The sequence below is a fragment of the Pusillimonas sp. genome, from assembly GCF_044464525.1.
Lineage (GTDB): Bacteria > Pseudomonadota > Gammaproteobacteria > Burkholderiales > Burkholderiaceae_B > Pusillimonas.
On record NZ_JBIQLE010000015.1, the window covers coordinates 69,677 to 94,683 of the forward strand.

Below are 25,007 nucleotides of genomic sequence, written 5' to 3' on the forward strand. Positions count from 1 at the left end.
TTAAGGCTGTCCACACATTACAAAAAAGTAATGTCGGCGTCACTGGGTCGACATGCACATTTCGTTAAAGTGCTAATCATCAATTTAATTTGAGGCTTTGATCATCGAAGGATGATTGATATCTGCCCCCTCTCTCGACTTTGGGATATGCTCACGTGAAACACTTGTTACCGCACTCTCTTTCAGTGCCTATACTGCCCCGTCGCCGATTCGTTCAGGGCCTTGCGGCCGGCGGCGTATTGTTGGGTTTATCGCCCTTAGTTCAAGCAGCCGGGGCTACATCCGTCAAAACGAGCACCGGCTCAGCCACTGTGCTGACGGGAACCGAGTTCGACTTGGAGATCGGTGAATCGCCCGTCAATTTCACGGGCAGCCCACGCATGGCAACTACCGTCAATGGTTCTCTTCCTGCGCCAACCCTACGCTGGCGCGAAGGCGATACGATCACTATTCGCGTGAAGAATCGCCTGAAGGAAGCCACCTCCATTCACTGGCACGGCATCATCCTGCCCTTCCAAATGGACGGCGTTCCAGGCATTAGTTTCGCGGGCATCGCCCCAGGGGAAACGTTCACCTACCGATTTAAAGTCGAACAAAGCGGCACGTACTGGTATCACTCGCACTCAGGGATGCAGGAGGCGACTGGCGTTTATGGAGCACTTATTATCGACCCGGCACAAACCGACCCCATACGGGCGGATCGGGAGTATGTCGTTCAGTTATCCGACTGGACTGACGAGGATCCGATGCGGGTCCTGGCCAAGCTCAAGATGCAGGGCGACTACTACAACTATAACCAGCCCACGGCAGTCGATTTCTTCCGGGATGCTTCCAAAATAGGCCTGAAAGCGGCTATCGAGAAGCGCCAGATGTGGAACGAAATGCGCATGAGCCCGACCGATCTTGCGGACTTATCGGCCAACGTGTTGACTTACCTGATGAACGGCACAACGCCAGCGGGCAACTGGACTGGGCTATTTCAACCTGGAGAACGTGTGCGGCTGCGCTTTATCAACGGCGCAGCAAACACTTTCTACGATGTGCGCATACCAGGGCTGAAGTTAACAGTTGTTCAGGCGGACGGCGTCAATGTAGAACCGGTAACCGTTGATGAGTTCCGGTTCGGGCCAGGAGAAACCTACGACGTATTGGTGCAGCCGAAGGACGACGCTTACACCGTTTATGCGCAGGCCATGGACCGCACCGGATATGCCCGTGGCACGCTGGCTACGCGTGCTGGTCTCGAGGCGCCCGTGCCCGCGCTTGACCCTGTGGAATGGCTCACCATGGCGGACATGATGGGTGCCATGGGTGGCGGAATGTCGGGAATGAGCCATGGCGCGTCTGGTCAGTCGCCGATGAGCGGTATGGACCACGGCAATATGGCAGGGATGAACCATGGCAGCATGCAGGGAATGAATCACGCGGGCATGACGGGTATGAATCATGGCGCGATGGCAGCAGCCGGCGCAAGCACCCAAGTACGCCACGCCAAGACAGAGTACGGGCCGAGCATCGATATGAGGGTCGACATGCCGCGCACTAACCTGGACGATCCTGGCATTGGGCTACGCAACAACGGCCGCAGAGTACTGACGTTATCGGACTTACACACTGTGGGCGGTGCGATGGATCCGCGTGGTGCAGAACGTGAAATTGAGCTTCATCTGACCGGAAATATGGAACGCTATACCTGGTCCTTTGACGGTGTGGAGTTCGGAAGCTCGACCCCGGTTCATTTCCGTTACGGCGAACGGGTCAGAGTCATATTGCACAACGACACCATGATGACGCACCCCATGCATTTACACGGCATGTGGAGTGAGCTTGAGACGCCCGACGGTAGCTTTCAAGCTCGCCGTCATACGATTCCGGTTCAGCCGGCGCAACGCATCAGCTTTCTCGTGACCGCCGATGCTCTGGGCCGTTGGGCTTGGCACTGCCATCTGATGCTGCATATGGATGCGGGGATGTTTCGCGAAGTGGTGGTGGTATGAGCTCAATAAACGAGAGAAAGGGAACCTGGACTGTGAATACCCATACAAGAAAACGCATTCTTGAGGTTGCCATCGCAACGCTGGGTGCAACACCTCTTTTTGCGTTCGCCCAAGCGCATGACGCCCATAGCGGACATGCCCCCATGCCGACCAGCCCAGCCCCTGATGCCGCGAGCATGCCTAGCATGGACCACGGCACGATGAGTATGCCTGGCATGGACCACGGCACGATGCATGGTAGTGGCCAGAATCATGAGGGCATGGATATGAAGTCCATTCCCGCCGCGAAGTCTACAAATTCTATACCAAGCATGAACCATGACCAAGCTAACACAGCTCCAACGGCCACTGCACACGATATGGGAGCAATGCGCTCGGGCAATGGCGAAATGGATCACGGCGATATGCAAATGCAAGGGGGTTCAGCTCCTGCGGATGCCCGGGATCCTAATGCGTACTCCAGTGGCTATGTGCGTAACGCGGGCAAGTATGCGCTGCCTCCATCTGAGGCATTAGTCATGTCGGACATGCACAACTTCGGTTCGGTGCGATTCGACAGATTTGAGTATGTCAGGGCGCGAGGCGAGGAATGGGCGGCCTATGAAGGTGAGGCTTGGTACGGTAGCACCTATAACCGCGCCGTCATCAAAGCGGAAGGCGAAGTAGCGAGCGGCAAGTTGCAAGAATCCAAGACGCAGCTGCTGTGGCGGCATGCCATCTCGACGTTCTGGGACACGGAACTGGGCTTTCGCTTTGACTATGGGTCGGGCGCACCAAACCGGGAGTGGTTGGCCTTTGGCTTCAAAGGACTGGCTCCCTATTGGTTTGAAGTGGATGCGACGGCTTTCGTCGGCCCGAGCGGGCGAACCGCCCTTGGACTGAAAGCGGAGTATGACATCTTGCTCACTCAAAAGCTCTACCTGCAACCGAGCGTTGAAGTGAACTTCTACGGCAAAGATGACCAGCGTTGGGGTAGAGGTAGCGGCCTTTCCACAGGCACTGCCGGTCTGCGGCTTAAGTATGAAATCACACGGCAATTCGTGCCTTATGTCGGCGTTGAGTGGTCCAGCAAGTTTGGAAAGACAGCGGATTACGCTCGCGCAGCAGGTGACTCCAAGCAGGAAACACGTTTTGTAGCTGGTCTGGCCTTTCGTTTTTAATGTCGCTGTTATTTAAGGAAGTGCGATGCCGCGCCTCCGTCTCAATGTATACATTTTTGGAGTTCAATCTATGAAGAAGACTATATCTATTTTCGCTCTAAGCGTTCTACCGGCCTTCGCTTTGGCTGCAGGCACACATGCGGGCGGGCACGGCACCGCCTCACACGGCATGCATGGTCATGACATGTCTTCTATGTCGCACGCTTCTTCGCCGGTCGGTCAGCCTGGCGACCCTGCCAAAGTCACTCGCACGATCGAAGTGACGATGGACGACGCTATGCGTTTTACACCGAGCGACATCGAGGTCAAGGCCGGCGAGACGGTCCGATTCTTCATCAAGAACACCGGGCAAATTCCGCATGAAATGGTCATCGGGTCCCTTGAGGACTTGAAGGCGCACGCTGCAGAAATGCTAAAAATGCCCGACATGCCACATGAAGAACCAAATATGATCACACTGAAATCGGGTCAGGTCGGCGGCTTGGTGTGGCAGTTTGGGGAGGCGGGCACGGTAGACTTTGCATGCCTGATTCCCGGACACACCGAGGCAGGGATGGTCGGAAAAGTTAAGGTCAGTTAACTTACAGCAATGTCAAAGAAGAAGCTCGTCTTTAGCGTGGTCGGTTTTGCCGTAGTCGGCATCATTGCCATTTACTACAGCCTATTAAGGTCGCCCGACCCGGCATTCATAGACCCAGCGGATAAGCATCTTGTGATGCAAGGTAAGGTGGTGTATGCGAAAAATTGCGCGGTCTGCCATGGCGGAGCACTTGAAGGCCAGCCGAATTGGCGCGAACGCATGCCAAATGGCAGATTGCCAGCTCCTCCGCACGATAAGACGGGCCATACCTGGCACCACCCAGATGCCATGTTGATTGATATGGTGAAAAACAGCTTGGTGCCAGGACGCACAGCGCCGCGGGGCTACGACACCGATATGCCAGCTTATCGCGACATCCTTACCGATGAGGAAACCATCGCTGTCCTGGCGTACATAAAGAGCAGCTGGCCGCCCAAGGTGTTGGAGGCACAAAAAGAAGTTACTTTGCGAACACAGGAGTGACGCGGCGCAATAGAATATCCGGGAGAGGTCCGATTCAACCATGGACTGGTTAAATCCGTCCTTGTCAGGAGTAGATTATGAAGATGTTGGTGGGCGCGGCTACTCTCATGGCCGCCTCTTCTTTGGCCCATGCGGCTGGTACCGCTATTACGGTGTATCAGGATCCGAACTGTGGATGCTGCTCCGGGTGGGTTGACCATATGCGCGAGTCTGGTTTTGATGTTAAGGCCATCAAAACCACAAACATGACGTCGATCAAAAATAAGCTTGGTGTGCCTGCGAAGCTTGGCTCTTGTCATACTGGCGTGGTCGATAGTACTGGGCAGATCATCGAAGGCCATGTTCCTGCCAGTGCGGTTAACAAGCTCTTGGCAGACGCCTCAGTCAAGGGTGTAGCTGCGCCAGGCATGCCCATGAATGCGCCCGGCATGGGGTCCCTAGACGGTAATCTCATCACTGTGGATTTCAACGGAAAACCGTTTTCCAGGGACTAGACGATATAATAGTAGACTAACCGACGGTATACTTTTGCCGACTTCGGCTTGCTTATTTCTTACTTCTACACCTAAACACGCAGTAGCGGCTGCGGTCCCTAAAATTTGCCCTGATCCATGTCAACAACGCAATTATTTCGCGTCGGTCTGATTGTGCTACTCGTCTTGGGTATGCTCATCCGACCCACGTTGAATCAAATTGGCGAAATACATGGTCTCGAGCATCGATTCCAAACTAGCGCGGACAGTCAGATAAACATAAGCGTTGACAAGCCCTCTGAACCGCCCCGGGGCGGTTCAATCCATCGTCAGCTCAATCGTGCGGGTAACTGCCCCATAACGTATATGCGCCATGCACACGGTTTTACCGCTATCGAAGTTCAGCCAGAGCGCACAATCCAAGCACCCTTCTTAGGCGAAACTCTGCCTCGCAGGTACACATCCTGTGTAGACGAGACGAACGCATCAACCGAAAACTCCTGAACTGCCTTCTCACGTGCGCGCTGGCCCATAAGCGCTAGATCTGTAGGATTTTCCAATGCTTTCGTAAGAACCGAAGCTATCGCTTGTGGATCTCCGACTGGCACAATCCAGCCATTATGTCCGTCGTCGACGTTCTCGGGCAAACCGCCCGCATCACTGACGATTACAGGTACACCCATAGCCATCATTTCTCGGCATGCAAACGAAATGGTCTCTATTTCCGATGACACCACGAACCCGACGTCCAACGCTGCCAAGAACGAACAAACATCATCCAAAAGCCCTGTAAAAACGATACTGTTACGCATGCGTAGGGCCTCGACTCTGGCGCGCTGAGCATCTGATGGAAGTACGCCGGCAATCAAGATGACTATTTGGCTGCGTAGCACGGCAGGAAGAAGGGAGACCGCTTCGACCATATCCAGCCAATTTTTGTACTGCGCGGTTCCCGCATTGCTGCCTACGACTATCCGTCCCGCCAGGTGAGTCGGAATCCAATAACGCTTTGCCGTCAATCGTTCCTCTCGCGATGGCGCAACAAACTTGACTAAATCGACACCATTTCGGATTACGTGCTGACGGCACCCGCCGAAGTATGAGTCGATCAATTTTCTACGCGTATGGTCGCATACGGAAATGACATGGTCTGTTGCCAGCTTCGCACGTGCTAGTGCGCCAACGCTTCGGGAAAGGCGGTCACTATGTTGGGTATACACAAGGACTGGGCGCCATGCGCCAGACCCCATCAATGCGAACATACAGGCACGATGATCTGTCGCGCCGTTAACATGAATAATGTCAAATTGCTCCAATCGGAGAAACGTCCTTAGACGTCGAGCGCTCAAAATTGTTTTAAGCAATCCTCCTTTAAACTCGTGCGACATAGTACGAACGCCTGGCAGAGCCCCCGCTGATTCGAAAAGACGGCTCCCTCTAGGCGCTGCAATGACGATCTCGTGCATACCACTAAGTTCACGCGCAAGCGAGAGAATGTAAGTAGTATGTCCTCCGCCGTCGCCTCGATGAAAGTTGGTGTAGAGAATCTTCATAACTGCGCAGCGGTACAGCAAGTTATCTTTTTCATATTCGAAACGGTCGCTATCTGTCGCTAGATATCACTCGGCACGTCGTGAAAGGTCTGCTAGAGCTGGAATGCATGTGGCCCCAGCTTTCGGTAATCTGCTGGCCTTCCCTTTGCAGCTGTCCTTCCACTTCGACGCCTTCGCGCACTCACGTGAAACTACCAACGCGCTGTTTATCAACGCCAGAAAAACAACCTAAGTCTTGACCGAGCTATGACGGCTTATGCGAAGCGTCACTCCGGCGCTCTGGGGGGGGGGGAATCCTGTGTACTTAGCGAAGCTACGGCTATAAGGTATGACTTGCTTCGCGTTCGCAAGGTACGAATAGTACGTGCATGGCCGCGACAAACTTCAAACGCCAGGATTACATTTTCGCAATGCACATTAGCAGCGCCAATCCACATCCAGATAGGCCGCTTTGCAGACAGCAGACTGCCCGTAGCATTGCCTCCTCTCGCCTGACCAAGGTCCGATTCGTTGCATTTGGCCACGTAGAATCGTCTAGTTGATCGAATAACACTCAAGGCTGTTAACGAGTGAAAACCTCAGGCGAAGCACAATGTCTCCGCGCCAATTAAACGAATAGAGCCGCAAAACGAATAAGAACATCGCCATGCTGCCCGGGTCTGCCTTCGTCTTCGACTTCGAACCGTGGCTAATTACTCCGCCACGTGAACGACATAGCGGAACAATCAAAATGATCGAGCCACGGGAAAAGAAGCGCCGCGAATCTACTCCAAGGGACTTTGTTGACCCGAGACTCCCACCATTAATTGACTACCGGAATCTACGCTTGAAGTTGCTATCAACCGTCAACTCAACTCCTGACGCCAACGTATTCCAGATGATCCCATTCACTGAATTTCATGGAAGGTTGTTCCTTGCCGACTTCAATTACCGGAAGATGATTGCGGGATTACATCTGCGTCAGGAAGCCTTAAATTCACTGCGTGTTCAATAAACACTGCTGTAATGCCGGCGACTTCCATTCGGGAGTTTGATCAGCTGACCCACAAAAGGTCTTACAACTGATCAAGGCTATTTTTGGAGTTTTCATGAAGAAGAGTTTGCTAATTACCGCCTTGCTCACCGGGTTTGCTGGAGCGGCGCAGGCCAATACATCCATAACGCTATATGGCCTTTTAGACGGCGGTGTAGGCTACACAAAATTTAGAAGCGACTCAGTGAGTGCATCCAAAGCGGGAAGCTGGGATGGTGCTCAATCTAGCAACCGCTGGGGACTGCGAGGCAGCGAAGATCTGGGCGATGGCTTGAAAGCTATTTTTACACTGGAAAGCGGGTACAGCTTAATGGACGGCACCCAAGCCCAAGGCGGTCGTCTGTATGGCCGTCAAGCGGTAGTGGGGCTGAAATCCAACGCTTGGGGCACATTCACCCTGGGACGCCAAGGCAACGTAGCCTATCGCTGGTTGGCGGATGTCGCCACGCCATTCGGCAACAACTTCAATCAAGCTCGTACAGCCGGCACGTTCAGCGTAGCTGAGGTCCGTTACGATAACCAGGTTCAGTATCTCAGCCCCAGCATTTCCGGCTTCCAGGCTGGCTTCGGGTATTCGTTTAATACGGACGGTGCGCAAGAGTTCAAGCAGAGGGACCAGAACGAGCCGAACGTCCGCGCCGTTACCGTAGGGCTACGCTACTCGAACGGACCATTGGCGACGGTTCTGACGTACGATCAGATAAAAGACGCCAAGACCGCGACAGGCATCAGCGCCAAATCCTGGAACCTTGCAGGCAGTTATGACTTCAGGGTGGCCGAAGTGCATCTGGGCTTCGGCATCACTGATGACGGCTGGTTCGGCACCCCCTCTCAACTGCGCAATTCGCAACTAGATTTCAACAGTATCCGCCCGTATAACGATGGCTTCCGTGCGTACTCTTACGGCGTAGGCCTAAGCGCCCCTGTCGGTACGAACGGCAAGCTGCTCGCCGGTTGGGGTATGGTCGACCCGCGAAAAAGCGGTGCAGCCTACGCCGGTCGCGACCTCAAAGCGCAGCACATTGTTGGTCTGGCCTACACCTATAAGCTCTCCGCGCGCACGAATCTTTATGCGCAAGGCGCCTACGGAAAAAATGTTGCCTTCGTTTCGGGTAACAAGACTCAGTCGATTGGCGTCGGTCTACGCCACCGCTTCTAAGTTGGCATGTGTTCACCAGCGATGCAGAACCTTCATGCACGCTGGTGGGCGATTGTGCTTACTTGGTTTAGGGCCGTGTCGTGTGGCATTTTCTGAGACGGCGACATGACGCAGAAGAAACCAGGCATGATCGAAAGGGAGTTCGGGCTGCCCGACGGGTTTGACAAAGCTCCCAGCCGCTTTCCTAGAGACGGTCTCACGGCTATTCCAATGTTGTACATCCTTGAGACAAGGCGCCGAGGGTAGTCAGGAACCTTCTAAATTTTTTAAGGCGAGACCTGCTGCAGCGTCCGTAAACGTTCAACTTACCCGAAAATCGAGCATGACCAAAGGTCTACAGCTGGTAAAACTGTTTGGTATAGCTCACTACACATTGAGTTGGGTAACAAAGAAGTAATGCTCATGTTCGGAAACTGACCAGGCTGACTTCCTACAATTCATTCAAGCGGCTTAACTTTCATCGCGCGCAATTTCGCAACCGCATGAATACGTCAATTCTAGGAGTAAACGTATGACAAACTTGAAAAAGAACCTTTTCGCAGCAGTGCTGTTGGCGACAACGACGATGGCAGTCAGCGCTCAGCCAAACACCTCCGCTAATGCAAACTCGGCAGCATCTTCGAACATTGCGAGTGTTTTCGGAGAACCCAAGACGCGGGCTGAGGTGCTTGCGGATCTAGCATTGTGGAAGAAAGCGGGGCTCGATGAATTCCGGGTGGATTACGAGCCTTCAATCACTTATAGCCGAGAATACCGAGCTGCCTACGCCGATTATGTTCGTATGCGTAATGGCCCAGAATATAGTGCAGAGGTCCAACGGCAATCGAATCGATAGCTCGATTTGGCGACGCTTGTCTTCATAAAGGGATAGGAGAATGCACCGCGCACGGCTACGCTTGTGCGCGGTGTCATTTATCCAGCTCCTAGGCAGCCATCCCCACCTGCGGCGCGATTAGTATCTGAACTCGACTGCCGAAGCTAATGTAGTGAACTAGGTACCGTGAAGCCCATAGTAACCAATCGGTCGACCGATCTACAAAACGTTTTACCGCCGTGCATTCGAGCTATCGCCGCAACAATTGCTAGCCCCAGTCCAAGATTGCCTTGTTCGCTGGATACCTGCTCTGCCGGTAACCTGACGAACCGCTCAAAGCACCTTACCAGGTGCTCTTGTGCGACAGGAATGCCAAGATTACAAACTGCGATCCGTACCTGTTCATCTGCAGCTTCCACCACAATGAGCACATCACTGAAGGCGTCGGCATGCCGGATTGCGTTTGAGAGCAAATTCGACACGGCGCGTTGAAATAGTGTCCGGCTAATCATTGCTGAGGCGTCCCCCACCAGCAGTAGCTTCACGTTACCTTCTTCGGCCTGAGCTTCGTGATAATCCATAACTTCTCGAATGGTGATGGCGATACTATGGGTGTGTTCCGTCTGAATTCTCGTGGCGCCATCGGCCCGTGCGAGGAGCAATATGTCGTTGATGACTCTTTCCATTCTGTGTAGGTCTTCCAGATTAGAAATGAGCATTTCGTTAAGCGAATGCTCATATCGTTTGGAATTTAATGCCAGTTCGGTTTCGCCAATTAGCGTTGCTAACGGCGTCCTTAACTCATGGGCCAGATTGGCGTTAAATGCCTCGATCTGAGCATAGGCACTTTCTATACGCTCAAGTAATGCGTTGAATTGGGCAATTAGCGGACGGATTTCTGCCACAGGGTCGTGCGCCTCAAGCCGCTCGTCAAGCCGCTCCGGGGACAGCTTTTCCACCTGTCTACTCAATGTATCGATGGGCAAAAGTGCTCTACGAACCAACCACGCTGCACCTAATGAGGCGAGTACTGCGCCTAGGATCGCGCAGATGAATAGAGCCAGTGCTAAGCGGCTGAGAAAACGGGCGTCGGAAGTGATATCCATGATTAATTCCGCTTGGATCGGTCCAGTCGATAGCCCATACTCCGATAGCGTAAATGTACGCCGCCGAACGATAGTTGCCTCGGCATTTGGCGGTCTGGTGCCAAACGTCTCGGTTGCACCGCTACTGTGCAGCGCTAGCGAGAGCTCTGGGTGGCCGCGGAAGAAATCCAACAACTGATGTTGCAGCCATTCCGAGCCGTCTTCAAATGCGCTTTCCGAAACCAAATGTTGAATTGCGCTCTGCTTCTCCGTCAACAGCTCAGTCTGACGGGTCGCGAAATTAGAACTAATCGCAAGATAAACCGCAGTACATATCAGCCCTACACTTAGCAAAGTCTGTATCGCGAGCCAGCGCGAAAGTCGGCCTCGAATCGAGTGTGCGAAGCTCAACACTCAGCATCCCGAACCTCGATTACATAGCCCATGCCGTGCACGGTGTGTATGAGTTTGCTCTCAAACGGGCCATCCACCTTTGTGCGTAACCGCCGCACGGCCGCCTCAACTACATTGGCGTTATTGTTGAAATTGATATCCCATACTTGTTCCGCTAAAGTCTGCCGAGATAAGACTTGGCCACGCTTACGCATGAGCAAATGAAGCAAAGCGAACTCCTTTACTGTCACGTTGATCGGTTGCTCGTTTCGAAAGACCCGTCGACGTAGAAGATCCAGCTCTAGATCGGCTACGCGAACGATATTCGTGTGGGAGTCAGCCAAGTGGGCAGGTTCGTTTCTACGAACCAACGCGAAGATCCGCGCCATTAGCTCGGTCAGCGAAAATGGCTTGGGAAGGTAGTCGTCAGCGCCATCCTCCAGCCCTCGTACCCGGTCTTCAACTCGGTCCCTTGCACTAAGCATGAGCACTGGCACACGACTTTGTTTGCGCAGTTGGCGTAGCAGTTGAAATCCGTCCATGCCCGGTAACATTACATCAAGAAGAATAAGATCGTATGGAGTTTCCCGTGCCAAATATAGACCTTCCCTGCCATCGCCCGCGACATCAACCACATAGCCATGTTCTGTAAGCGCTCGACGCAGGTAGTTCGCCAGCTTTCTTTCGTCTTCTACCACAAGAACTTTCATCGCTGGTGTGATTCCTCTATGAGATATGACCAAACACACGTTAGCGCGTGAGGCGACACCGCATCCGCTGTCGTAACTAGTAGCTCACCCATAATGTACGGTAGTCTCGCAATTGAGTACGTTACGTCATTTAGTCTGTCATCAGACAAACTCAAACATTACAAATTCGTAATCTCGGCAGCATAGTCGCGTGGCAGGTGAGTAGCCAATGACAATCGATGAACGCCGCTTTTTACTTTTTTGGCATACTGAGGGCAGGTTGCGTTTAAACGTTTCGGCCAGATCTATATGACGTCTATTCTATGTACATGAACGCACGAAGTACGGAGTCATTTAATCCGCTGTTATTCCTCGTTTCACGACATCATGTACCAGATACACGGGCCGCTGCTTGGTTTCGTAATAGGTTTTGCCGATATACTCGCCAAGCAGACCAATTGACAGCAGTTGGGCACCGCCAAGAAATGTAATCATGGAAATGAGAGACGGGTATCCTTGTACCGGTTCGCCGAAAAAAAGCGCCTTTGCGACGATCCACAGGGCGAAAACGATGCCCAGGAATGCGGTTAACAAGCCTCCAGCAATGACCAGGCGCAGCGGAGCCGTGGAGAAAGAAGTTATGCCTTGAAAGGCAAGACTAAACAGCCTGACGTAGTTCCACTTAGTAGTACCCGCCACACGCGGCATCCGATCATACTCAATAACTGTTGTAGGCAAGCCAATCCAGGCGAACAAACCTTTCATGTAGCGGTTTCGCTCGTTCAGCTGTTGAAGAGCATGGATAGCCTTACGACTCAACAAGCGAAAATCGCCGGTATCGGGTGGGATTTCCACATCGCTGACAGCATTGAGCATTCGGTAGAAGTGATGTGCGCTGTAGCGCTTGAACCAAGTCTCGCCTGCTCTGGAGCTGCGACGCATGCAAACGACATCCGCACCCTGTTTCCAGGCTTGCACCATTTTGGGGATTAGTTCTGGAGGATCCTGCAAATCGGCATCCATGATGACGACTGCAGCGCCGACCGCATGCGCTAAACCCGCTGTCAGAGCCGCTTCCTTTCCAAAGTTTCTGCTTAGAAGTACAGCGGTGACAGCCGCATCATCTTCGGCGAGCCGCCTCATCATAGCGGGTGTGTCGTCGCGACTACCATCATCCACTAAGACCAGTTCATAAGCAACTTGCAGTCCGGTGAGTACTACGGTTAGCCGCTCGTACATAAGCGTGACGACCTCTTGCTCGTTGTACAGCGGAATCACTACCGACAATTTCGGCATGTCATTCTTATCTAGACCGGATTGCACTATCTCGACCAACGCGCTCATGAAACACAATCCTTATGTAACGAATGACATTCAATACCGCAATGGCGGCGTTGGAATAGGAAGCGAGCCAACTGGCCATCGGTGGCTGGACAGCATAGCTTCGCCGCTTGAGTGCATCAGGAAAAGCTAACGTAGTTGAATGCGTCGGCCAAGCGAGAGATCCTGCATGATTCGTTATTGAGTTTCCAAGGCTACTGAATCGCCTGAAACAAGCGGATGCTATTTCTCAACTTTAATTAGATACACCTGTCATATTCGCGATAACTGGATTACTTTTTTGTAATCTGTTCTGGACGGCCGCCTTGTGTGCCCATTGGCAAATTCCCTTTGGTTCGCGGAGCGCCGAGCCGGCGGGTTTTGCAGGTGTGCCAGAGCGTTTTGCCTACCAACCCCGCGGCCACACCTACGAGCGCGTATGTGAGGGCCGTGGCCATCACATACATAGACCAAAGAAAGGCCAAAAGTATGATTAGTGGCTAACGAGTGCTCTTACCCATAATCATTCCCCGACTGGATCGGAATTATGGGTAGCATGCGAGTGGGTGAATGCCAGAACCATGCCAAAGCCGAAAAAACAACTTTGAGCACCACGCGGTGTCCTAGGCGAAAGGACTCGTACGAAGGCTTGTCTCGAAGACCACTTTTCCGCCAAAGAGATTGCTGCGGGATTACATCCTTGTCACGTTGGGAGGGGGCCTTCAGCGATTAGAGTTTTGTTACTAAAAGTATACGTCCTTGGTTCTATTATATTAATCGCTAGACCAATCAGGCTGGACGGGTATTCTATTTACAACGATCGGGACGAGTTACCGCTTTTCAGTTTCCTCGCCCGCGCCGCTACAGAAATGTTTCCTGTAGATATTCGGTTGTGAAGTGTGACCAGAGAAGGAAAGAGCTGATCGGTTTGTAGTGAACGATATGAGCTGTGGACGCGTAGGCGCTATCACTGCGGCCATCAAAGAGTTCGCGCTTGATGCAGTCGCAGCTAATTAGTTGCCCCAGCATGTCGTTCGCATAGGAGACGTTTGTGACGCAGTGGCTTACAGCCGGCAATTCGCCAGGCTATCACGTAATGCTTAGCGTAGCAGGCCAGGTGCAGTGATACACGCTGGCCTTGACCGTTCGTTTGCCCATGTTATAGAGCAGCGGTTCTGCAGTACGGGCCCGTTCAGGCCATTTGTGCCATCCGCCTACACTCTTCTGCACACTTGCGGCAAGCCTCGGCACAGCGTTGGCAGTGATCCATTTGATGCTTGGCGCATTCATCTGCGCACGCTTGGCATACATCGGCGCACAAGCGACAAAGCGCTTGGGCGAACTCACCGCCCCTGGCCATATAACTGGCCGCCAATCGGCAAACTTGCGCGCAGTCCATGTCCAGCTTTATGCAACGGGCCATGCTTTTAACATCTTGTTCCTCCAAGCATGCCACCGCGCAGTGGTCGCACTCTGCCGCGCAGGCATAACAAGCGTCGATACATGATTGAAATTTTTCATGAGGCATATTGATCTCCAAAGTACTTACGATGTGATTATCAAGTGGCTCCGCGATACGAGGCCACTTGTCTACATCAGCAACTGGGATGCCTTATGCGCAATGCTTAGCTCCAAAATCGCGTTATCTTCATGTGATCTTCGTCCTATGGGCGTCTCGCATTACAAAGTTTTAATCCTCACGTTATGTTGGCTTCACGGCAGTGCAGCTCAATAACACGAATCACTCTGGTTGGCGCATGTCTATTGCGGGTGCCAAATCGTCCAGTACCCTTGTGAAGCGCGCTCGTGGCGGGCCATCAAGAGGCAAACCACAGAAGACCACCCATTACCCAATCGCCCCAAGCGCTGGAAATGTTCTCAATAACCAAATCGCAAAGCGCACCAACTGTCCACTGGCCACCGCAATCCCCATCAGCACCAGAATCGCTCCGGTGATTATCTGAAGATAACGGCCTGTTCGGCGCAACGAACCCAGTCGCCGCATAAACGGCGTCATGAAGTACGCGCAAAGAAGGAAAGGCACACCGAGCCCCAGTGCATAGATTCCCAAAAGCAATATGCCCTGTCCAAGACTCTCAGAGGTGGCGCCGAGTATGAGAATACCGCCAAGCACGGGGCCAATACACGGCGTCCAACCGAAGCCAAAAGCCATGCCAAGCACAGTTGCCGACCAGGGCTTACCGCCGCCGCCCTGCGGTTCAAAGCGGTAGTAACGCTGCATCCATAGCGGAGCACGTATAACGCCCATAATCATCAAGCCCGCGATGACAATGACGCCACCCGCGGCAATATTCAGTTCGTAACGATACGATAAAAACAAGCGCCCGATGGCGGTGATGCTGGCCCCTAAAATCAGGAACACCATGGAGAAGCCGGCAACGAAACATGCACTTAGGCCCAAGGCGCGCCAGCGAGCCACACGTGCTTCGATATGAGAGGCATCGGACTGAACCGAATCGCCAGCAATATAGGAGAGGTAACCTGGCACGAGCGGTAAAACACAGGGCGATAGGAAAGACGCTATACCGGCGACAAATGCGGTTAGTAGTCCAATGACAGTTAATTCAAGCATCGCGGCGTTCCATGCAGATAGTTTGTTCTGTTCTTATTCTCATTATTTTGAATCCCCAATAGAAGGGCGCAGCAACACGTCATCAATCAGGGCTTCGACACGCGGACCATCCCAGGCAGCAGGTCCCATCGCCCGGCCGATTTCTCGTCCTTCTCGATCAATTATCAGCGTTGTTGGCACGCCCGGGGCACGCAGCGTGTCTGATGCTCTTGTCGTCGGATCAACGTAATACTTCAAGGTTTGAATGCCGAAATCTTGATAAAAAGAATCGATCAAATCAGGTTCGCGATCAATCGATAGCGCAACGACCTCAAAATCTGGCCCGCCACGCTTGGCATTTAACCGGTCTAGTGACGGCATCTCCTCGCGACATGGAGGACACCAGGTCGCCCATATATTGAGCAAGATGACGCGGCCGTGAAAGTCGCTCAGAGTCAAGGTTCTGCCTGTCGCGTCCTGGAAAGACATCAAAGGAAGTTCGCGTGGCGTATGCCAGCGCATAAAGCGCTGCCCCCCGATATCCACCCCGACATTAATAACTCCCTTTAGCGGGTTCTTCGCGGCATTATTACGTTGGAACAAAAACAAAGCGGTCGCAATGGCGATCACGCTGATTAACGCCACTGCCACCCAAGCGGCTATCTTAGAAGTACTCTTCATTATGAGTTTTCAGCCTCCCTCAATTCTTAGGGGCTACCAGTTCGGCTTGCTCTCGACGAGCCCGCTCTATGCTGTTTGCAACGGCTCGTGCGGCGTCCGAATCGGGTGGAAGCAGTTCGAATAGCTGTTGCCAATAGTCGATCGCTGCGGGAAAGTCCTGACGTTCAAGCGCTGCAGCCCCCGCTAAAGTCAGGGCGAATGGCTCGCGGGGGTTGACCGACAGCGCGCGCTCCAACAGTTGCGTGGGTTCCCCTGCAAAACCAGTTTGAGTACTTCTAGCAAGTGCTTCGGCATACTCCGACAGCGCTAAAGGATCCGATTGGATGACCGTAACCGCTTTGGCAAAGGCCGCAGCAGCATCTTCATACTTTTCAAAGTAGCGATAAGAACGCGCCAGCATGAGCCAGCCAGCAGGGTCATCAGGATTGAGCGCCAGTCTCGCCGCGAGCGAATCCACCATGGCCTGCACATCGGCTGGTGTCATGGCCGGAGCAGTTCGCGCCGGTGGTGGCGTGATGGCTGCGGGGTTTCCTATTGCCAGATAAGTAAACGTTGCTGCCACTGGCAAAACGATGGCCAGCGCTATGGCGGCTTGCTTGCTGCTGTGGCGACGTAGCGAAGTATTTTGATCAGGTGTTGCCTCATCGAGAACACGTCGTTGAAGCTCTTGCTGGGCTGAAGCGTAATCGTTCGAAGATAATATGCCGTTAGCATGATCTTGCTCCAGCTCAGCCAATTGGTCGCGCAGCACGGTCGCATTGACGGTGTGATGCTCCATACTGTTATTGAGCTTGGGTCGGCGCCACAGAGCAAGCACGAGCCACAAGGTGACACCAGAAGCAAGTAATGCAGCAATTACGATAAAAATTAAATTCATGGTTCTGTTCCGTTGTCCGTGGTTCGCGCTAGCAGCGCCTGCGCCCTCTCGCGCTCATCGTCGCTTAACAGCTCGTGAGCCACGAGGCTTTTTCGGCGGCGCAGTGTCATCGCTAGAACGAGGAGCCCAAAGACCAGCAGCAACATGGGGCCAAACCATAGCAATAGCGTGGTGGCTTTTAATGGCGTGCGATAGAGAATGAAATCACCATAACGATCAACCATATAAGCTCTGATCTCGGCATCGCTTTTGCCCGCCTCAATCTGTTCGCGTATCTGCTGACGCAAATCCACAGCCAGCTCGGCGCGCGAGGCCGCAATAGACTCGTTCTGGCACACCAGGCAGCGCAGCTCGCCAGCAATATCCAACATGCGCTTCTTTGCCGCGCCGGTATCGGCCCACGACGGCAACGCGATGACCGCGCACAATAATGTCAGCCACCAACGTTTCATTGCTCAAGCCCCCGTATCAGCGGCAGTATCGTGTCCCGTACCGCGCTATCGGTTACTGCACCGATGTGTTTGTGTCGAATGAAGCCTTCCTTATCGATAACAAACGTTTCGGGCACGCCATAAACGCCGTAGTCGATGCCCACGCGCCCTTGCGTATCGGATACGGACAACACATATCCATTGCCATGGCGTTCCAACCACGAAATGGCTTCCCCGCGTATATCCTTGTAGTTAAGACCGACAATCGGTACCCCATGTGTTTTAGCCAACGCTGTAATCACGGGATGCTCTTCGAGGCAGGCATAGCACCAGGAGGCCCATACATTCAGCAGCCACACTTTTCCTTTCATGGCTTCTGGTGAAAACGTTTCTTCTGGTGATGCCAGCTGCGGCAAGGTGAAACTCGGTGCTGGCTTGTCAATTAAAGGCGAAGGAACTTCGCTGGGTTTGAGTGTCAAACCAAACGCCAGGAAGCCCACCAGCACGAGAAAAACGGCCAACGGCCATACAAAACGACTCATGATGTGGCTCCTTCTGCAACCAAGGCAGCTTTTTGTGCACGACGCTTAAGTCGATAACGGCGATCGCTAATGGCCAGCAGCCCCCCCAGTGCCATCAAGATGCACCCAATCCAGATCCAGTCAACGAATGGTTTGTAGTAAACCCGTACGCTCCAGGCCCCGTCGGCAAGCGGTTCACCTAGGGCGACATAGACGTGACGCAATCCGTTGGCGTCAATGGCCGCTTCAGTCATCGGCATTTCAGAGGAGAAGTAGCTGCGTTTTTCGGGATGAAGCAGACGCAAAATTCGTCCATCGCGTGATAGTTCAATATCACCGACTTCAGCCATGTAATTAGGTCCCTGTACTTTATTTACGCCTAAAAACTTCAGGTCATAGCCGCCTGCGCTTACCGTGCTGCCAGGCGCCATGCGCACGTCCTGCTCAGTCTCATAGCCCATGACGAGCGTCACTCCGGCCACGAACACCGCAATGCCTAAATGGGCCAGATGCATGCCTAGCCAACTGCGCGGTTGGGCGCGCAGCCCAGTACGCGTAGCACGCATGCGGTCAACGATGCCCTTGACCACGGCGGTCGCAATCCATGTGGCCAGCGCCAAACCTAAAGCCACCAGCACTGACCAGCGTCCTAGTGCGAACGGGGCGCCGACACCGACCACGAGAGCCACTACGGCCGGAAGGTGTAGATGTTTGGTCAGAGCACTAATCTTGGCCGACTTCCAGTTAGCCACCGGACCTACAGCCATAAGAAGCAGCGCCGGCACCATCAGCGGTATGAAAACGGCATTGAAGTATGGCGGTCCTACGGATAGTTTGCCTAACCCGAGCGCATCGATAAAAAGCGGATACAACGTTCCGAGAATGACGGCGCCGGCTGCAACGGCCAACAATACGTTATTCACTAGCAACAGAGACTCTCGCGATATCAGCTCAAAACGTCCGCCCATGCCTACCTTGGGCGCACGCAGCGCAAATAGGAGCAATGACGAGCCCACCACCACGACGAACAACATCAAAATAAACACGCCGCGACGCGGATCGGTGGCGAACGTGTGTACTGACGTCAACACGCCTGACCGTACGAGGAAAGCCCCCAGCAATGAAAGCGAGAACGTGCTGATAGCAAGCAGTACTGTCCAATTCTTAAAACTGGCGCGCTTTTCAGTTACCGCCAGGGAGTGAATTAATGCGGTGCCCACCAGCCACGGAATAAAAGAGGCGTTTTCTACAGGATCCCAGAACCACCAGCCGCCCCAACCCAGCTCGTAATAGGCCCACCAACTTCCCAGGGCAATGCCCAAGGTCAGGAACAGCCACGCCGCCGTCGCCCAGGGCCGGGACCAACGGGCCCACGTCGAGTCGAGTTGCCCCGCCAGCAATGCGGCAATGGCAAACGCGAACGCCACTGAAAATCCGACATACCCCATGTACAGCAGTGGCGGATGAAATATCAGCCCAATATCTTGCAGTAGCGGATTCAAATCCATACCTTCTATCGGCGCCGGCACCAGGCGCTCGAACGGGTTAGAGGTAAACAGCACAAAGAGCAAGAATCCAGCGGTGACCAGGCCCAGCACCCCCAATACACGTGCCACCATGGCATCGGGCAGTTGCTTTGAGAACACACTTACAGCGTACCCCCAGCCTGTTTGCATCAGCAGCCACAACAAGAGCGATCCTTCGTGGCCGCCCCAGACGGCGGCGATACGGTAAAGCAAGGGTAATTGCGAGTTGGAGTTCTGGGCGACGTAAGCCACCGAAAAGTCCTTGACGATAAAAGACCAAACCAGCGTCGCGAAGCTAACAATAATTAAAAGGAACTGTGCTCGCGCGGCCGGTCGAGCAAAGGCGATCCAGACAGCATTGCCGCGCGCCGCGCCCGCGAGGGCCAAACAGCCCTGGGCTAGCGCCACGAATAGCGTGAGAATCAGTGAGAAATGACCGAGTTCAGCAATCATGAGCGTTATGGCCTCGTAGCAATGGTGTTCTTGGCGGCCTCATCCAACGCATGCTGCGCTTCAGCGGGCATATAGTTCTCATCGTGTTTGGCAAGCACCTCTTCCGCCCGGAACAACCCATCGGCGCCGAGCTTGCCTTGGGCCACCACCCCTTTGCCTTCGCTAAACAGGTCGGGCAATATCCCCGTATAACTGACCGGTATCATTTTTGCGGTATCGGTCACCACGAATTTAACCGTGAGCCCATCACCTTGGCGTTGCACACTGCCGGCTTGCACCATGCCTCCGACGCGAAACGTCCGTGCCTGAGGAGCTTCACCGGCACTCACCTGCGTAGGCGTGAAGAAAAATACAAGGTTGCTCTGAAAAGCATTGAGCACCAACGCTGCGGCGATGCCGAACACGGCCACGCCGCCAGCAATGAGCGCGAGGCGCTTATGGCGATTTTTCATCGAGACTGCTCCTTTCTCAGGATTAACTGTCGCCTTACTTGCGATAAAGCCGCTAGTCGGCGCTGACGCAGCACAAGCCATTCGGCGCACAGAACCGCAATAGCAACACCGAATGAGCCCCATACGTACTGTCCATAGCCGCCCATGGCAAAAAATTCAGCCGGATTCGTCCAATTCATCGCTTTACCTCCTTCAATTCGTCTAACCACCCAGCATGCTGTTCGCGCTCCAAAATGATGCAGCGCACGCGCATCAGCACGATCGCAACTGTATACATCCATGACGCCAGGGCCATAATCAGCATGCCGGCAAGCATGATCATGGCCATTGAGGGCGCTCGAGTCAGCGAAACTGATGCACCCTGATGCAAGGTGTTCCACCATTGCACTGAAAAATAAATAATGGGAATATTGACCACGCCCACAAGGGCAAGAACAGCACCGGCCTTATCCGCGCGCCGGGGCTCATCAATTGCCGACTGAAGCGCCATAAAACCGATGTACAAAAAAAGAAGAATCAGCTCGGAGGTCAGGCGTGCATCCCAGACCCACCAGGTTCCCCACATGGGCTTGCCCCACAAGGCGCCTGTCCAGAGTGAGAGAAACGTGAACATGGCGCCGGTGGGGGCCAACGCCGAAGCCATCATGGCGGCTAAACGATTGTTAAATGCCAGCCCTATCGCAGCCCAGAAAGCCATGACCAAATAAATGAACATCGACATCCAGGAGACCGGCACATGAACAAAGATGATGCGATAGCCCTCACCTTGCTGGGCATCGGTGGGAGCCATGAAAAAACCCACGTACATCCCTATGGTCGCGAGAATCGCGGCGGCGGCTCCAAACCAGGGAATCAGCTTCCCGGCAAGCGGGTAAAACATTTTGGGTGATGAGTACTTAAACCAATTAATCATTCACTTGCTCATTATTCCAACGCAATCCGTAGTGCCACGGTGGTGGCTAACGGTGCGAAAAAGCCAGTTAAAACCAGCACGGCCCCTAACAGCGACAGATTCGCCGTAGCCCCCAGACCTGCAGCGGCGGCGTCTACGGAACCCGCGCCAAAGATCAGCACGGGCACATAAAGCGGAAGCACAAGCAAAGCGACGAGGACACTGCCGCCTCGCAGGCCCAAGGTCAAACTCGCTCCGATCGCGCCAATAAAGCTGAGTACAGGCGTGCCGATGGCCAACGACGCAGCCAGTATCACTAACGAAGAAATTGGCAGATCGAATTGCAGTGCCAGGAGCGGAGCCAGCACCGTCAAGGGAAAGCCCGTCAACAACCAATACGCCGTCACTTTGCCGAGCACCAACATTGCCAACGGAGCAGGTGAAAGCGCCATTTGCTCCAGGGTGCCGTCGACATAATCTTGTTCGAACAATCGATCAAGCGACAACATGGTCGCAAGCAGTGCCGCCACCCAAAGAATCCCTGGGGCGATCTGCCGCAACGTGTCGCGCTCAGCGCCAATGCCCAGCGGAAACAGGCTGACTACGATCACAAAGAAAAAAAGCGGTGCCAGCACATCGGACTTGCGCCGCATGGCGAGCCTTAAATCTCGACGTATTACCCCGCGAAGTACGGATAGGCCAATGATGTCGTTCATACGCCCACTCGTATAACGTGCGCAGTACCTGCCAACGTCAAATCCTGATGCGTCGTCAAAACAACGATCCCGCCCCCACTCAGATGCTGGTCGATTACCCGTACTACCCATTGGCTGGCTTGAGCATCCAACGCTATCAGGGGTTCATCGAGCACCCACAAGGCACGCTTTTGCAGTAGTAGCCTAGCTAGGTTGACACGGCGCTTCTGACCCTGTGACAAGGCTCGCACCGATTGGTGCTCCCTGCCTTGCAACCCAGCTTGACCTAAGGCGTCGAACACAGCATCCGCAGTAACCGACTCATCAGACAACGCCATGCTGAAGGTCAAGTTCTCGGTAGCACTTAGATCGTCCTTCAGGCCCAACGAGTGGCCGCAATACAGTAGCTTGCGACGGTACTCATCGCCCAGCTTCTTTATTGGACTGCCCTGCCAATGAACGGCGCCGGCAGCCGCAGGCGTTAGCCCCACCAGCATGCGCAAAAGACTGGTTTTGCCGCTGCCGTTCTGGCCGCGCACCAATAGGCACTCACCTGCGTCAATGTGAAAGTTCAGGTTATGAAATAGGCGGCGCTCACCGCGCACACAGTCCAGATTGATGGCTTCAAGCACCGTCGACCTTTGCTTGCAATAACGTTAATCACCAAGTGACATCGGTATTCTGGCCAGGCGCCGATATGCAACGGATCGTCCGTTACATGCGGAGCTTAGCGCTACCGTCGCAAATGGCTGGGCACGCGATCAAAGTCAATTGAACGCGACGACGCTGTAGACGTAGGTGTGGAGCAGGAAGAAAGTCGAGTCAGCGGCGTGCCAGCTTAGGCAACGAAAAGCCACTGGGGCCGCTCTGGCCGCTCGGAGTAGGTCGACAAGCTAAGAATGGCCTCAGGAAACTGAACGACCGAGCTAGCCGATAAGGAAGGAATGGTTTGATGTGCAGATGGAATGAACGGCGCCGCTGACCCTTGGCACGAATGCTCATATTGGCTCAGAAATCCTGAAGAGGAAGCATCTTGCTGGGACCCGTCTATTAAGTAGACACGCGGCTCTTGGACTTCGCTATAACAAGGCTCGATACAAATCTCGCTTTCCGGCTGGCAATACATGCTCACGACGCCCCAAGAGGCCTGGAGCGGCAGCATAACCAGCATAAAAATAAGGAGAAATTTTTTCATCGCGTGTAAGAGTGTAGCAAATGAAAGGCGCGCCTTAGAAATGAGCCTATGAAAAGTTGAGGGTTGGTTATTCTGCGATCGCGATATTTGTCTTCATAGAAAATGCGAGAAAATCCCCATCCCGAAAGCGTTCCACGATGTCATGCGTCTTCGCCCTTACCTCGTCGACAAGAACAAAGCGCTCTGCGCTATTCATAGATGCAAACGCCGGCACTGACGTGGCTGCGCCTTCTATCGAGAGCTGCACAAACCTTTCTGGCTCGGGCAGACGAATAGACAGCGACCGCGGGGTAATATCGATAGATTGAAAGCCTGCTTCATGCAGCAATGTGTATAGCTCATCGGGGCTTGATAATGAAAAGGCAACATCGACTGCAGTGATGGGCACCTCAAGAAGACGTGCAGTTGCTGTAAACAACGCCTCATACACGGGATGTTGGCTCAGGGACTGCCATACACTGATGACCGCGCTACCGCCACTACGCAGCACGCGCCGCATTTCGCGAGCTGAAAGCTCTCGGTCGGCAAAGAACTGAAGTCTCTGTTGACACAACACAAGATCAAACGCGTCAGCGGGAAGCTCAAGGCGAATTGCATTACCCTCCTGCCAGAGTATCGAAGCGCCGGCCGGTGCCGGTTGTGCACGACCCACCTCCAGCATTTCCGCATTGATATCCAGAGCAACGACCTGACCACTTACCCCAACCATTGGAGCGACCTGTCTCGCGACACTGCCTGTACCGCAGGCAAGATCCAAAACCCGCTCGCCGGGTTGAGGTGACGCCAATTCAAGCAGCACGCGCGTCCAAGGATCTGCAATAGCACGGCTAAGGTAACGCTCATATACTTCTGCCGCTCTAAACTCCAACCCGCTTTATAAAAGTTACCAGAAGGCAGGTTCGTTTATACAGAGATGACGAAAATGTAATCAGGGCGTAATTGAATTGTCAGAATAGCCGATTCACAGGTAAAGACCTGGCAGCAATTCCTTGAAAATTTCACGTGGTCTGATCAACGAGCGTCGAGCCTTATCTCCGAACGCCATCAACTAATGCAGGACTGTTAAGATGAGCTAAACGCGGTTATGCCGTTAACTCTCTCCATCTAGTCCTCCCATACCTGTAGACTAGGCGCCCGCTAGAATCAGTGTTTTATTTGACGCAGCACCGGATAACATAGTCAAAATTTGGGCCTTCACAATACATCAAGGAAACCAAATGGCGTTTCATACTTCCCATCATAGACATGGCCAATAAATTACGTCTAGATATTCCGCTGATTCTGCCCCAAATCGCCGACGCGCAGGATGTCATCGTTCAGCGCCTGATTGACGATTTACGAGGCCGTCAAGGTATCGACACAGTACATGTAGAGGCTGCTCAAGACGATACGCCGGCACAACTTTGCATTCATCACAATCCTGAAGTGCTCCCACTGTCTCGCGTCCGCGAAATTGTCAACGCCGCAGGGGCGCAGATCACTGATCGCTTCGGGCATATACTGTGGCAGACTGAGGGCATCAACCATGCGCGCCGCGCCAGAACAGTGACGGACATACTGCTAAGGCTGCCAGGCGTGCTTGATGCCGAAGCCAGTGCGACAGGACAGGTGCACGTGGACTATGACCGCCGAATCGGCAATGAGCAATCTATTGCCCAAGCACTTTCCGATCTCGGCGTTCAGCCACGTCAGGACTCGGTTATGCCACAACATGCCGCGCACGGAGAAACCGATCATCGTCACGAACCTGGCCAGAAAGATGATCGTATCCATAAGCATGAACATCGAGGCGTGTTCGGCGCCAACACCGAGCTAATCTTCGCACTGACCTGCGGCGTGCTTCTTGGTATTGGTGTGGCCATCGAGAAGCTCATTGCGAGCACTCCTGACTGGCTGCCCATGACGGGCTACATCCTGTCCTATTTCTTCGGTGCGTTCTACACCCTGCGCGAAGCGATCGATAATCTCAAGCT

Annotated in this window: 24 protein-coding genes and 1 pseudogene; 8 read left to right on the plus strand and 17 right to left on the minus strand. The window is 53.6% G+C overall.

The window, feature by feature from the left end; translation table 11 throughout:
- Positions 1 to 155: 155 nt before the first annotated feature.
- From ACIY1O_RS10215 to ACIY1O_RS10235, 5 genes are all read left to right on the plus strand, one after another.
- The gene (locus tag ACIY1O_RS10215) at positions 156 to 1,997 is read left to right on the plus strand and encodes a copper resistance system multicopper oxidase (RefSeq protein ID WP_397474984.1); all 1,842 of its coding nucleotides are present in this window, start codon (positions 156 to 158) and stop codon (positions 1,995 to 1,997) included.
- Positions 1,994 to 3,157 carry a copper resistance protein B gene (locus ACIY1O_RS10220; protein WP_397474985.1) on the plus strand — a complete coding sequence of 388 codons (1,164 nt, stop codon included), beginning with the start codon at positions 1,994 to 1,996 and terminating at the stop codon, positions 3,155 to 3,157. Before ACIY1O_RS10215 ends, ACIY1O_RS10220 begins: the two co-directional genes overlap by 4 nt.
- Positions 3,158 to 3,227: 70 nt before the next feature.
- Positions 3,228 to 3,737 carry a cupredoxin domain-containing protein gene (locus ACIY1O_RS10225; protein ID WP_397474986.1) on the plus strand — a complete coding sequence of 170 codons (510 nt, stop codon included), beginning with the start codon at positions 3,228 to 3,230 and terminating at the stop codon, positions 3,735 to 3,737.
- A gap of 9 nt (positions 3,738 to 3,746) precedes the next feature.
- The gene (locus ACIY1O_RS10230) at positions 3,747 to 4,220 is read left to right on the plus strand and encodes a c-type cytochrome (protein ID WP_397474987.1); all 474 of its coding nucleotides are present in this window, start codon (positions 3,747 to 3,749) and stop codon (positions 4,218 to 4,220) included.
- A gap of 77 nt (positions 4,221 to 4,297) precedes the next feature.
- Positions 4,298 to 4,714, plus strand: coding sequence for a DUF411 domain-containing protein (locus ACIY1O_RS10235; RefSeq protein ID WP_397474988.1), 417 nt, complete (start codon positions 4,298 to 4,300; stop codon positions 4,712 to 4,714).
- A 380-nt stretch (positions 4,715 to 5,094) separates the two neighbouring features.
- Here ACIY1O_RS10235 and ACIY1O_RS10240 read toward each other — a convergent pair whose 3' ends face one another.
- On the minus strand, positions 5,095 to 6,246 hold the full coding sequence (locus ACIY1O_RS10240; RefSeq protein ID WP_397474989.1) for a glycosyltransferase family 4 protein: 1,152 nt from the start codon (positions 6,244 to 6,246) through the stop codon (positions 5,095 to 5,097).
- A gap of 1,088 nt (positions 6,247 to 7,334) precedes the next feature.
- On the opposite strand from ACIY1O_RS10240, the gene ACIY1O_RS10245 reads away from it, so the two are divergent.
- Both ACIY1O_RS10245 and ACIY1O_RS10250 read left to right on the plus strand, forming a co-directional pair.
- Positions 7,335 to 8,438: a porin gene (locus tag ACIY1O_RS10245; protein ID WP_397474990.1), complete on the plus strand. Its 1,104-nt coding sequence runs from the start codon at positions 7,335 to 7,337 to the stop codon at positions 8,436 to 8,438.
- Between the two features lie 511 nt (positions 8,439 to 8,949).
- Positions 8,950 to 9,273, plus strand: a complete 324-nt coding sequence (locus tag ACIY1O_RS10250; RefSeq protein ID WP_397474991.1) for a DUF4148 domain-containing protein — start codon at positions 8,950 to 8,952, stop codon at positions 9,271 to 9,273.
- Between the two features lie 143 nt (positions 9,274 to 9,416).
- On the opposite strand, the gene ACIY1O_RS10255 is transcribed toward ACIY1O_RS10250, so the two are convergent.
- From ACIY1O_RS10255 to ACIY1O_RS10330, 16 genes are all read right to left on the minus strand, one after another.
- Entirely contained in the window at positions 9,417 to 10,751 is a 1,335-nt protein-coding gene (locus ACIY1O_RS10255) for a heavy metal sensor histidine kinase (RefSeq protein ID WP_397474992.1), read from the minus strand.
- Positions 10,745 to 11,440: a heavy metal response regulator transcription factor gene (locus tag ACIY1O_RS10260; RefSeq protein WP_397474993.1), complete on the minus strand. Its 696-nt coding sequence runs from the start codon at positions 11,438 to 11,440 to the stop codon at positions 10,745 to 10,747. The genes ACIY1O_RS10255 and ACIY1O_RS10260 overlap by 7 nt, the downstream gene beginning before the upstream one ends.
- Before the next feature lie 333 nt (positions 11,441 to 11,773).
- Positions 11,774 to 12,763 carry a glycosyltransferase family 2 protein gene (locus tag ACIY1O_RS10265; protein ID WP_397474994.1) on the minus strand — a complete coding sequence of 330 codons (990 nt, stop codon included), beginning with the start codon at positions 12,761 to 12,763 and terminating at the stop codon, positions 11,774 to 11,776.
- Positions 12,764 to 13,931: 1,168 nt separating this feature from the next.
- Positions 13,932 to 14,267 carry a four-helix bundle copper-binding protein gene (locus ACIY1O_RS10270; protein ID WP_397475005.1) on the minus strand — a complete coding sequence of 112 codons (336 nt, stop codon included), beginning with the start codon at positions 14,265 to 14,267 and terminating at the stop codon, positions 13,932 to 13,934.
- Between the two features lie 318 nt (positions 14,268 to 14,585).
- Entirely contained in the window at positions 14,586 to 15,332 is a 747-nt protein-coding gene (locus ACIY1O_RS10275; protein ID WP_397474995.1) for a cytochrome c biogenesis CcdA family protein, read from the minus strand.
- Positions 15,333 to 15,374: 42 nt separating this feature from the next.
- On the minus strand, positions 15,375 to 15,992 hold the full coding sequence (locus tag ACIY1O_RS10280; RefSeq protein WP_397474996.1) for a TlpA family protein disulfide reductase: 618 nt from the start codon (positions 15,990 to 15,992) through the stop codon (positions 15,375 to 15,377).
- Between the two features lie 19 nt (positions 15,993 to 16,011).
- Positions 16,012 to 16,869, minus strand: coding sequence for a c-type cytochrome biogenesis protein CcmI (gene ccmI, locus ACIY1O_RS10285; protein ID WP_397474997.1), 858 nt, complete (start codon positions 16,867 to 16,869; stop codon positions 16,012 to 16,014).
- A complete protein-coding gene (locus ACIY1O_RS10290) occupies positions 16,866 to 17,321 on the minus strand; it encodes a cytochrome c-type biogenesis protein (protein WP_397474998.1) in 456 nt (151 codons plus the stop codon). Before ACIY1O_RS10290 ends, ccmI begins: the two co-directional genes overlap by 4 nt.
- Complete coding sequence (locus tag ACIY1O_RS10295; RefSeq protein WP_397474999.1) at positions 17,318 to 17,842, minus strand: DsbE family thiol:disulfide interchange protein; 525 nt, start codon at positions 17,840 to 17,842, stop codon at positions 17,318 to 17,320. The genes ACIY1O_RS10290 and ACIY1O_RS10295 overlap by 4 nt, the downstream gene beginning before the upstream one ends.
- Positions 17,839 to 19,800, minus strand: a complete 1,962-nt coding sequence (locus tag ACIY1O_RS10300) for a heme lyase CcmF/NrfE family subunit (RefSeq protein WP_118995032.1) — start codon at positions 19,798 to 19,800, stop codon at positions 17,839 to 17,841. Before ACIY1O_RS10300 ends, ACIY1O_RS10295 begins: the two co-directional genes overlap by 4 nt.
- 5 nt (positions 19,801 to 19,805) lie before the next feature.
- Positions 19,806 to 20,252 carry a cytochrome c maturation protein CcmE gene (ccmE, locus tag ACIY1O_RS10305; RefSeq protein WP_118995033.1) on the minus strand — a complete coding sequence of 149 codons (447 nt, stop codon included), beginning with the start codon at positions 20,250 to 20,252 and terminating at the stop codon, positions 19,806 to 19,808.
- Positions 20,249 to 20,533, minus strand: coding sequence for a heme exporter protein CcmD (ccmD, locus tag ACIY1O_RS10310; protein WP_397475000.1), 285 nt, complete (start codon positions 20,531 to 20,533; stop codon positions 20,249 to 20,251). The genes ccmE and ccmD overlap by 4 nt, the downstream gene beginning before the upstream one ends.
- The gene (ccmC, locus tag ACIY1O_RS10315) at positions 20,428 to 21,165 is read right to left on the minus strand and encodes a heme ABC transporter permease CcmC (protein WP_397475001.1); all 738 of its coding nucleotides are present in this window, start codon (positions 21,163 to 21,165) and stop codon (positions 20,428 to 20,430) included. Before ccmC ends, ccmD begins: the two co-directional genes overlap by 106 nt.
- An 11-nt stretch (positions 21,166 to 21,176) precedes the next feature.
- Positions 21,177 to 21,860, minus strand: a complete 684-nt coding sequence (gene ccmB / locus ACIY1O_RS10320) for a heme exporter protein CcmB (RefSeq protein ID WP_397475002.1) — start codon at positions 21,858 to 21,860, stop codon at positions 21,177 to 21,179.
- The gene (ccmA, locus tag ACIY1O_RS10325) at positions 21,857 to 22,471 is read right to left on the minus strand and encodes a cytochrome c biogenesis heme-transporting ATPase CcmA (RefSeq protein WP_397475003.1); all 615 of its coding nucleotides are present in this window, start codon (positions 22,469 to 22,471) and stop codon (positions 21,857 to 21,859) included. The genes ccmB and ccmA overlap by 4 nt, the downstream gene beginning before the upstream one ends.
- Positions 22,472 to 23,101: 630 nt before the next feature.
- Positions 23,102 to 23,902 carry a class I SAM-dependent methyltransferase gene (locus ACIY1O_RS10330; RefSeq protein ID WP_397475004.1) on the minus strand — a complete coding sequence of 267 codons (801 nt, stop codon included), beginning with the start codon at positions 23,900 to 23,902 and terminating at the stop codon, positions 23,102 to 23,104.
- A 377-nt stretch (positions 23,903 to 24,279) separates the two neighbouring features.
- Between ACIY1O_RS10330 and ACIY1O_RS10335 the strand changes: the two are divergent.
- Positions 24,280 to 25,007: pseudogene (locus ACIY1O_RS10335) on the plus strand (heavy metal translocating P-type ATPase); the annotation flags it as partial.

Bases quoted from the DNA above. Each gene is read 5' to 3' on its own strand.
- ACIY1O_RS10220 (WP_397474985.1), top strand. From the start codon at position 1,994: ATGAGCTCAATAAACGAGAGAAAGGGAACCTGGACTGTGAATACCCAT.
- ACIY1O_RS10225 (WP_397474986.1), top strand. From the start codon at position 3,228: ATGAAGAAGACTATATCTATTTTCGCTCTAAGCGTTCTACCGGCCTTC.
- ACIY1O_RS10230 (WP_397474987.1), top strand. From the start codon at position 3,747: ATGTCAAAGAAGAAGCTCGTCTTTAGCGTGGTCGGTTTTGCCGTAGTC.
- ACIY1O_RS10235 (WP_397474988.1), top strand. From the start codon at position 4,298: ATGAAGATGTTGGTGGGCGCGGCTACTCTCATGGCCGCCTCTTCTTTG.
- ACIY1O_RS10240 (WP_397474989.1), bottom strand. From the start codon at position 6,246: ATGAAGATTCTCTACACCAACTTTCATCGAGGCGACGGCGGAGGACAT.
- ACIY1O_RS10245 (WP_397474990.1), top strand. From the start codon at position 7,335: ATGAAGAAGAGTTTGCTAATTACCGCCTTGCTCACCGGGTTTGCTGGA.
- ACIY1O_RS10250 (WP_397474991.1), top strand. From the start codon at position 8,950: ATGACAAACTTGAAAAAGAACCTTTTCGCAGCAGTGCTGTTGGCGACA.
- ACIY1O_RS10260 (WP_397474993.1), bottom strand. From the start codon at position 11,440: ATGAAAGTTCTTGTGGTAGAAGACGAAAGAAAGCTGGCGAACTACCTG.
- ACIY1O_RS10265 (WP_397474994.1), bottom strand. From the start codon at position 12,763: ATGAGCGCGTTGGTCGAGATAGTGCAATCCGGTCTAGATAAGAATGAC.
- ACIY1O_RS10270 (WP_397475005.1), bottom strand. From the start codon at position 14,267: ATGCCTCATGAAAAATTTCAATCATGTATCGACGCTTGTTATGCCTGC.
- ACIY1O_RS10275 (WP_397474995.1), bottom strand. From the start codon at position 15,332: ATGCTTGAATTAACTGTCATTGGACTACTAACCGCATTTGTCGCCGGT.
- ACIY1O_RS10280 (WP_397474996.1), bottom strand. From the start codon at position 15,992: ATGAAGAGTACTTCTAAGATAGCCGCTTGGGTGGCAGTGGCGTTAATC.
- ccmI (WP_397474997.1), bottom strand. From the start codon at position 16,869: ATGAATTTAATTTTTATCGTAATTGCTGCATTACTTGCTTCTGGTGTC.
- ACIY1O_RS10290 (WP_397474998.1), bottom strand. From the start codon at position 17,321: ATGAAACGTTGGTGGCTGACATTATTGTGCGCGGTCATCGCGTTGCCG.
- ACIY1O_RS10295 (WP_397474999.1), bottom strand. From the start codon at position 17,842: ATGAGTCGTTTTGTATGGCCGTTGGCCGTTTTTCTCGTGCTGGTGGGC.
- ACIY1O_RS10300 (WP_118995032.1), bottom strand. From the start codon at position 19,800: ATGATTGCTGAACTCGGTCATTTCTCACTGATTCTCACGCTATTCGTG.
- ccmE (WP_118995033.1), bottom strand. From the start codon at position 20,252: ATGAAAAATCGCCATAAGCGCCTCGCGCTCATTGCTGGCGGCGTGGCC.
- ccmD (WP_397475000.1), bottom strand. From the start codon at position 20,533: ATGGATGTATACAGTTGCGATCGTGCTGATGCGCGTGCGCTGCATCAT.
- ccmC (WP_397475001.1), bottom strand. From the start codon at position 21,165: ATGATTAATTGGTTTAAGTACTCATCACCCAAAATGTTTTACCCGCTT.
- ccmB (WP_397475002.1), bottom strand. From the start codon at position 21,860: ATGAACGACATCATTGGCCTATCCGTACTTCGCGGGGTAATACGTCGA.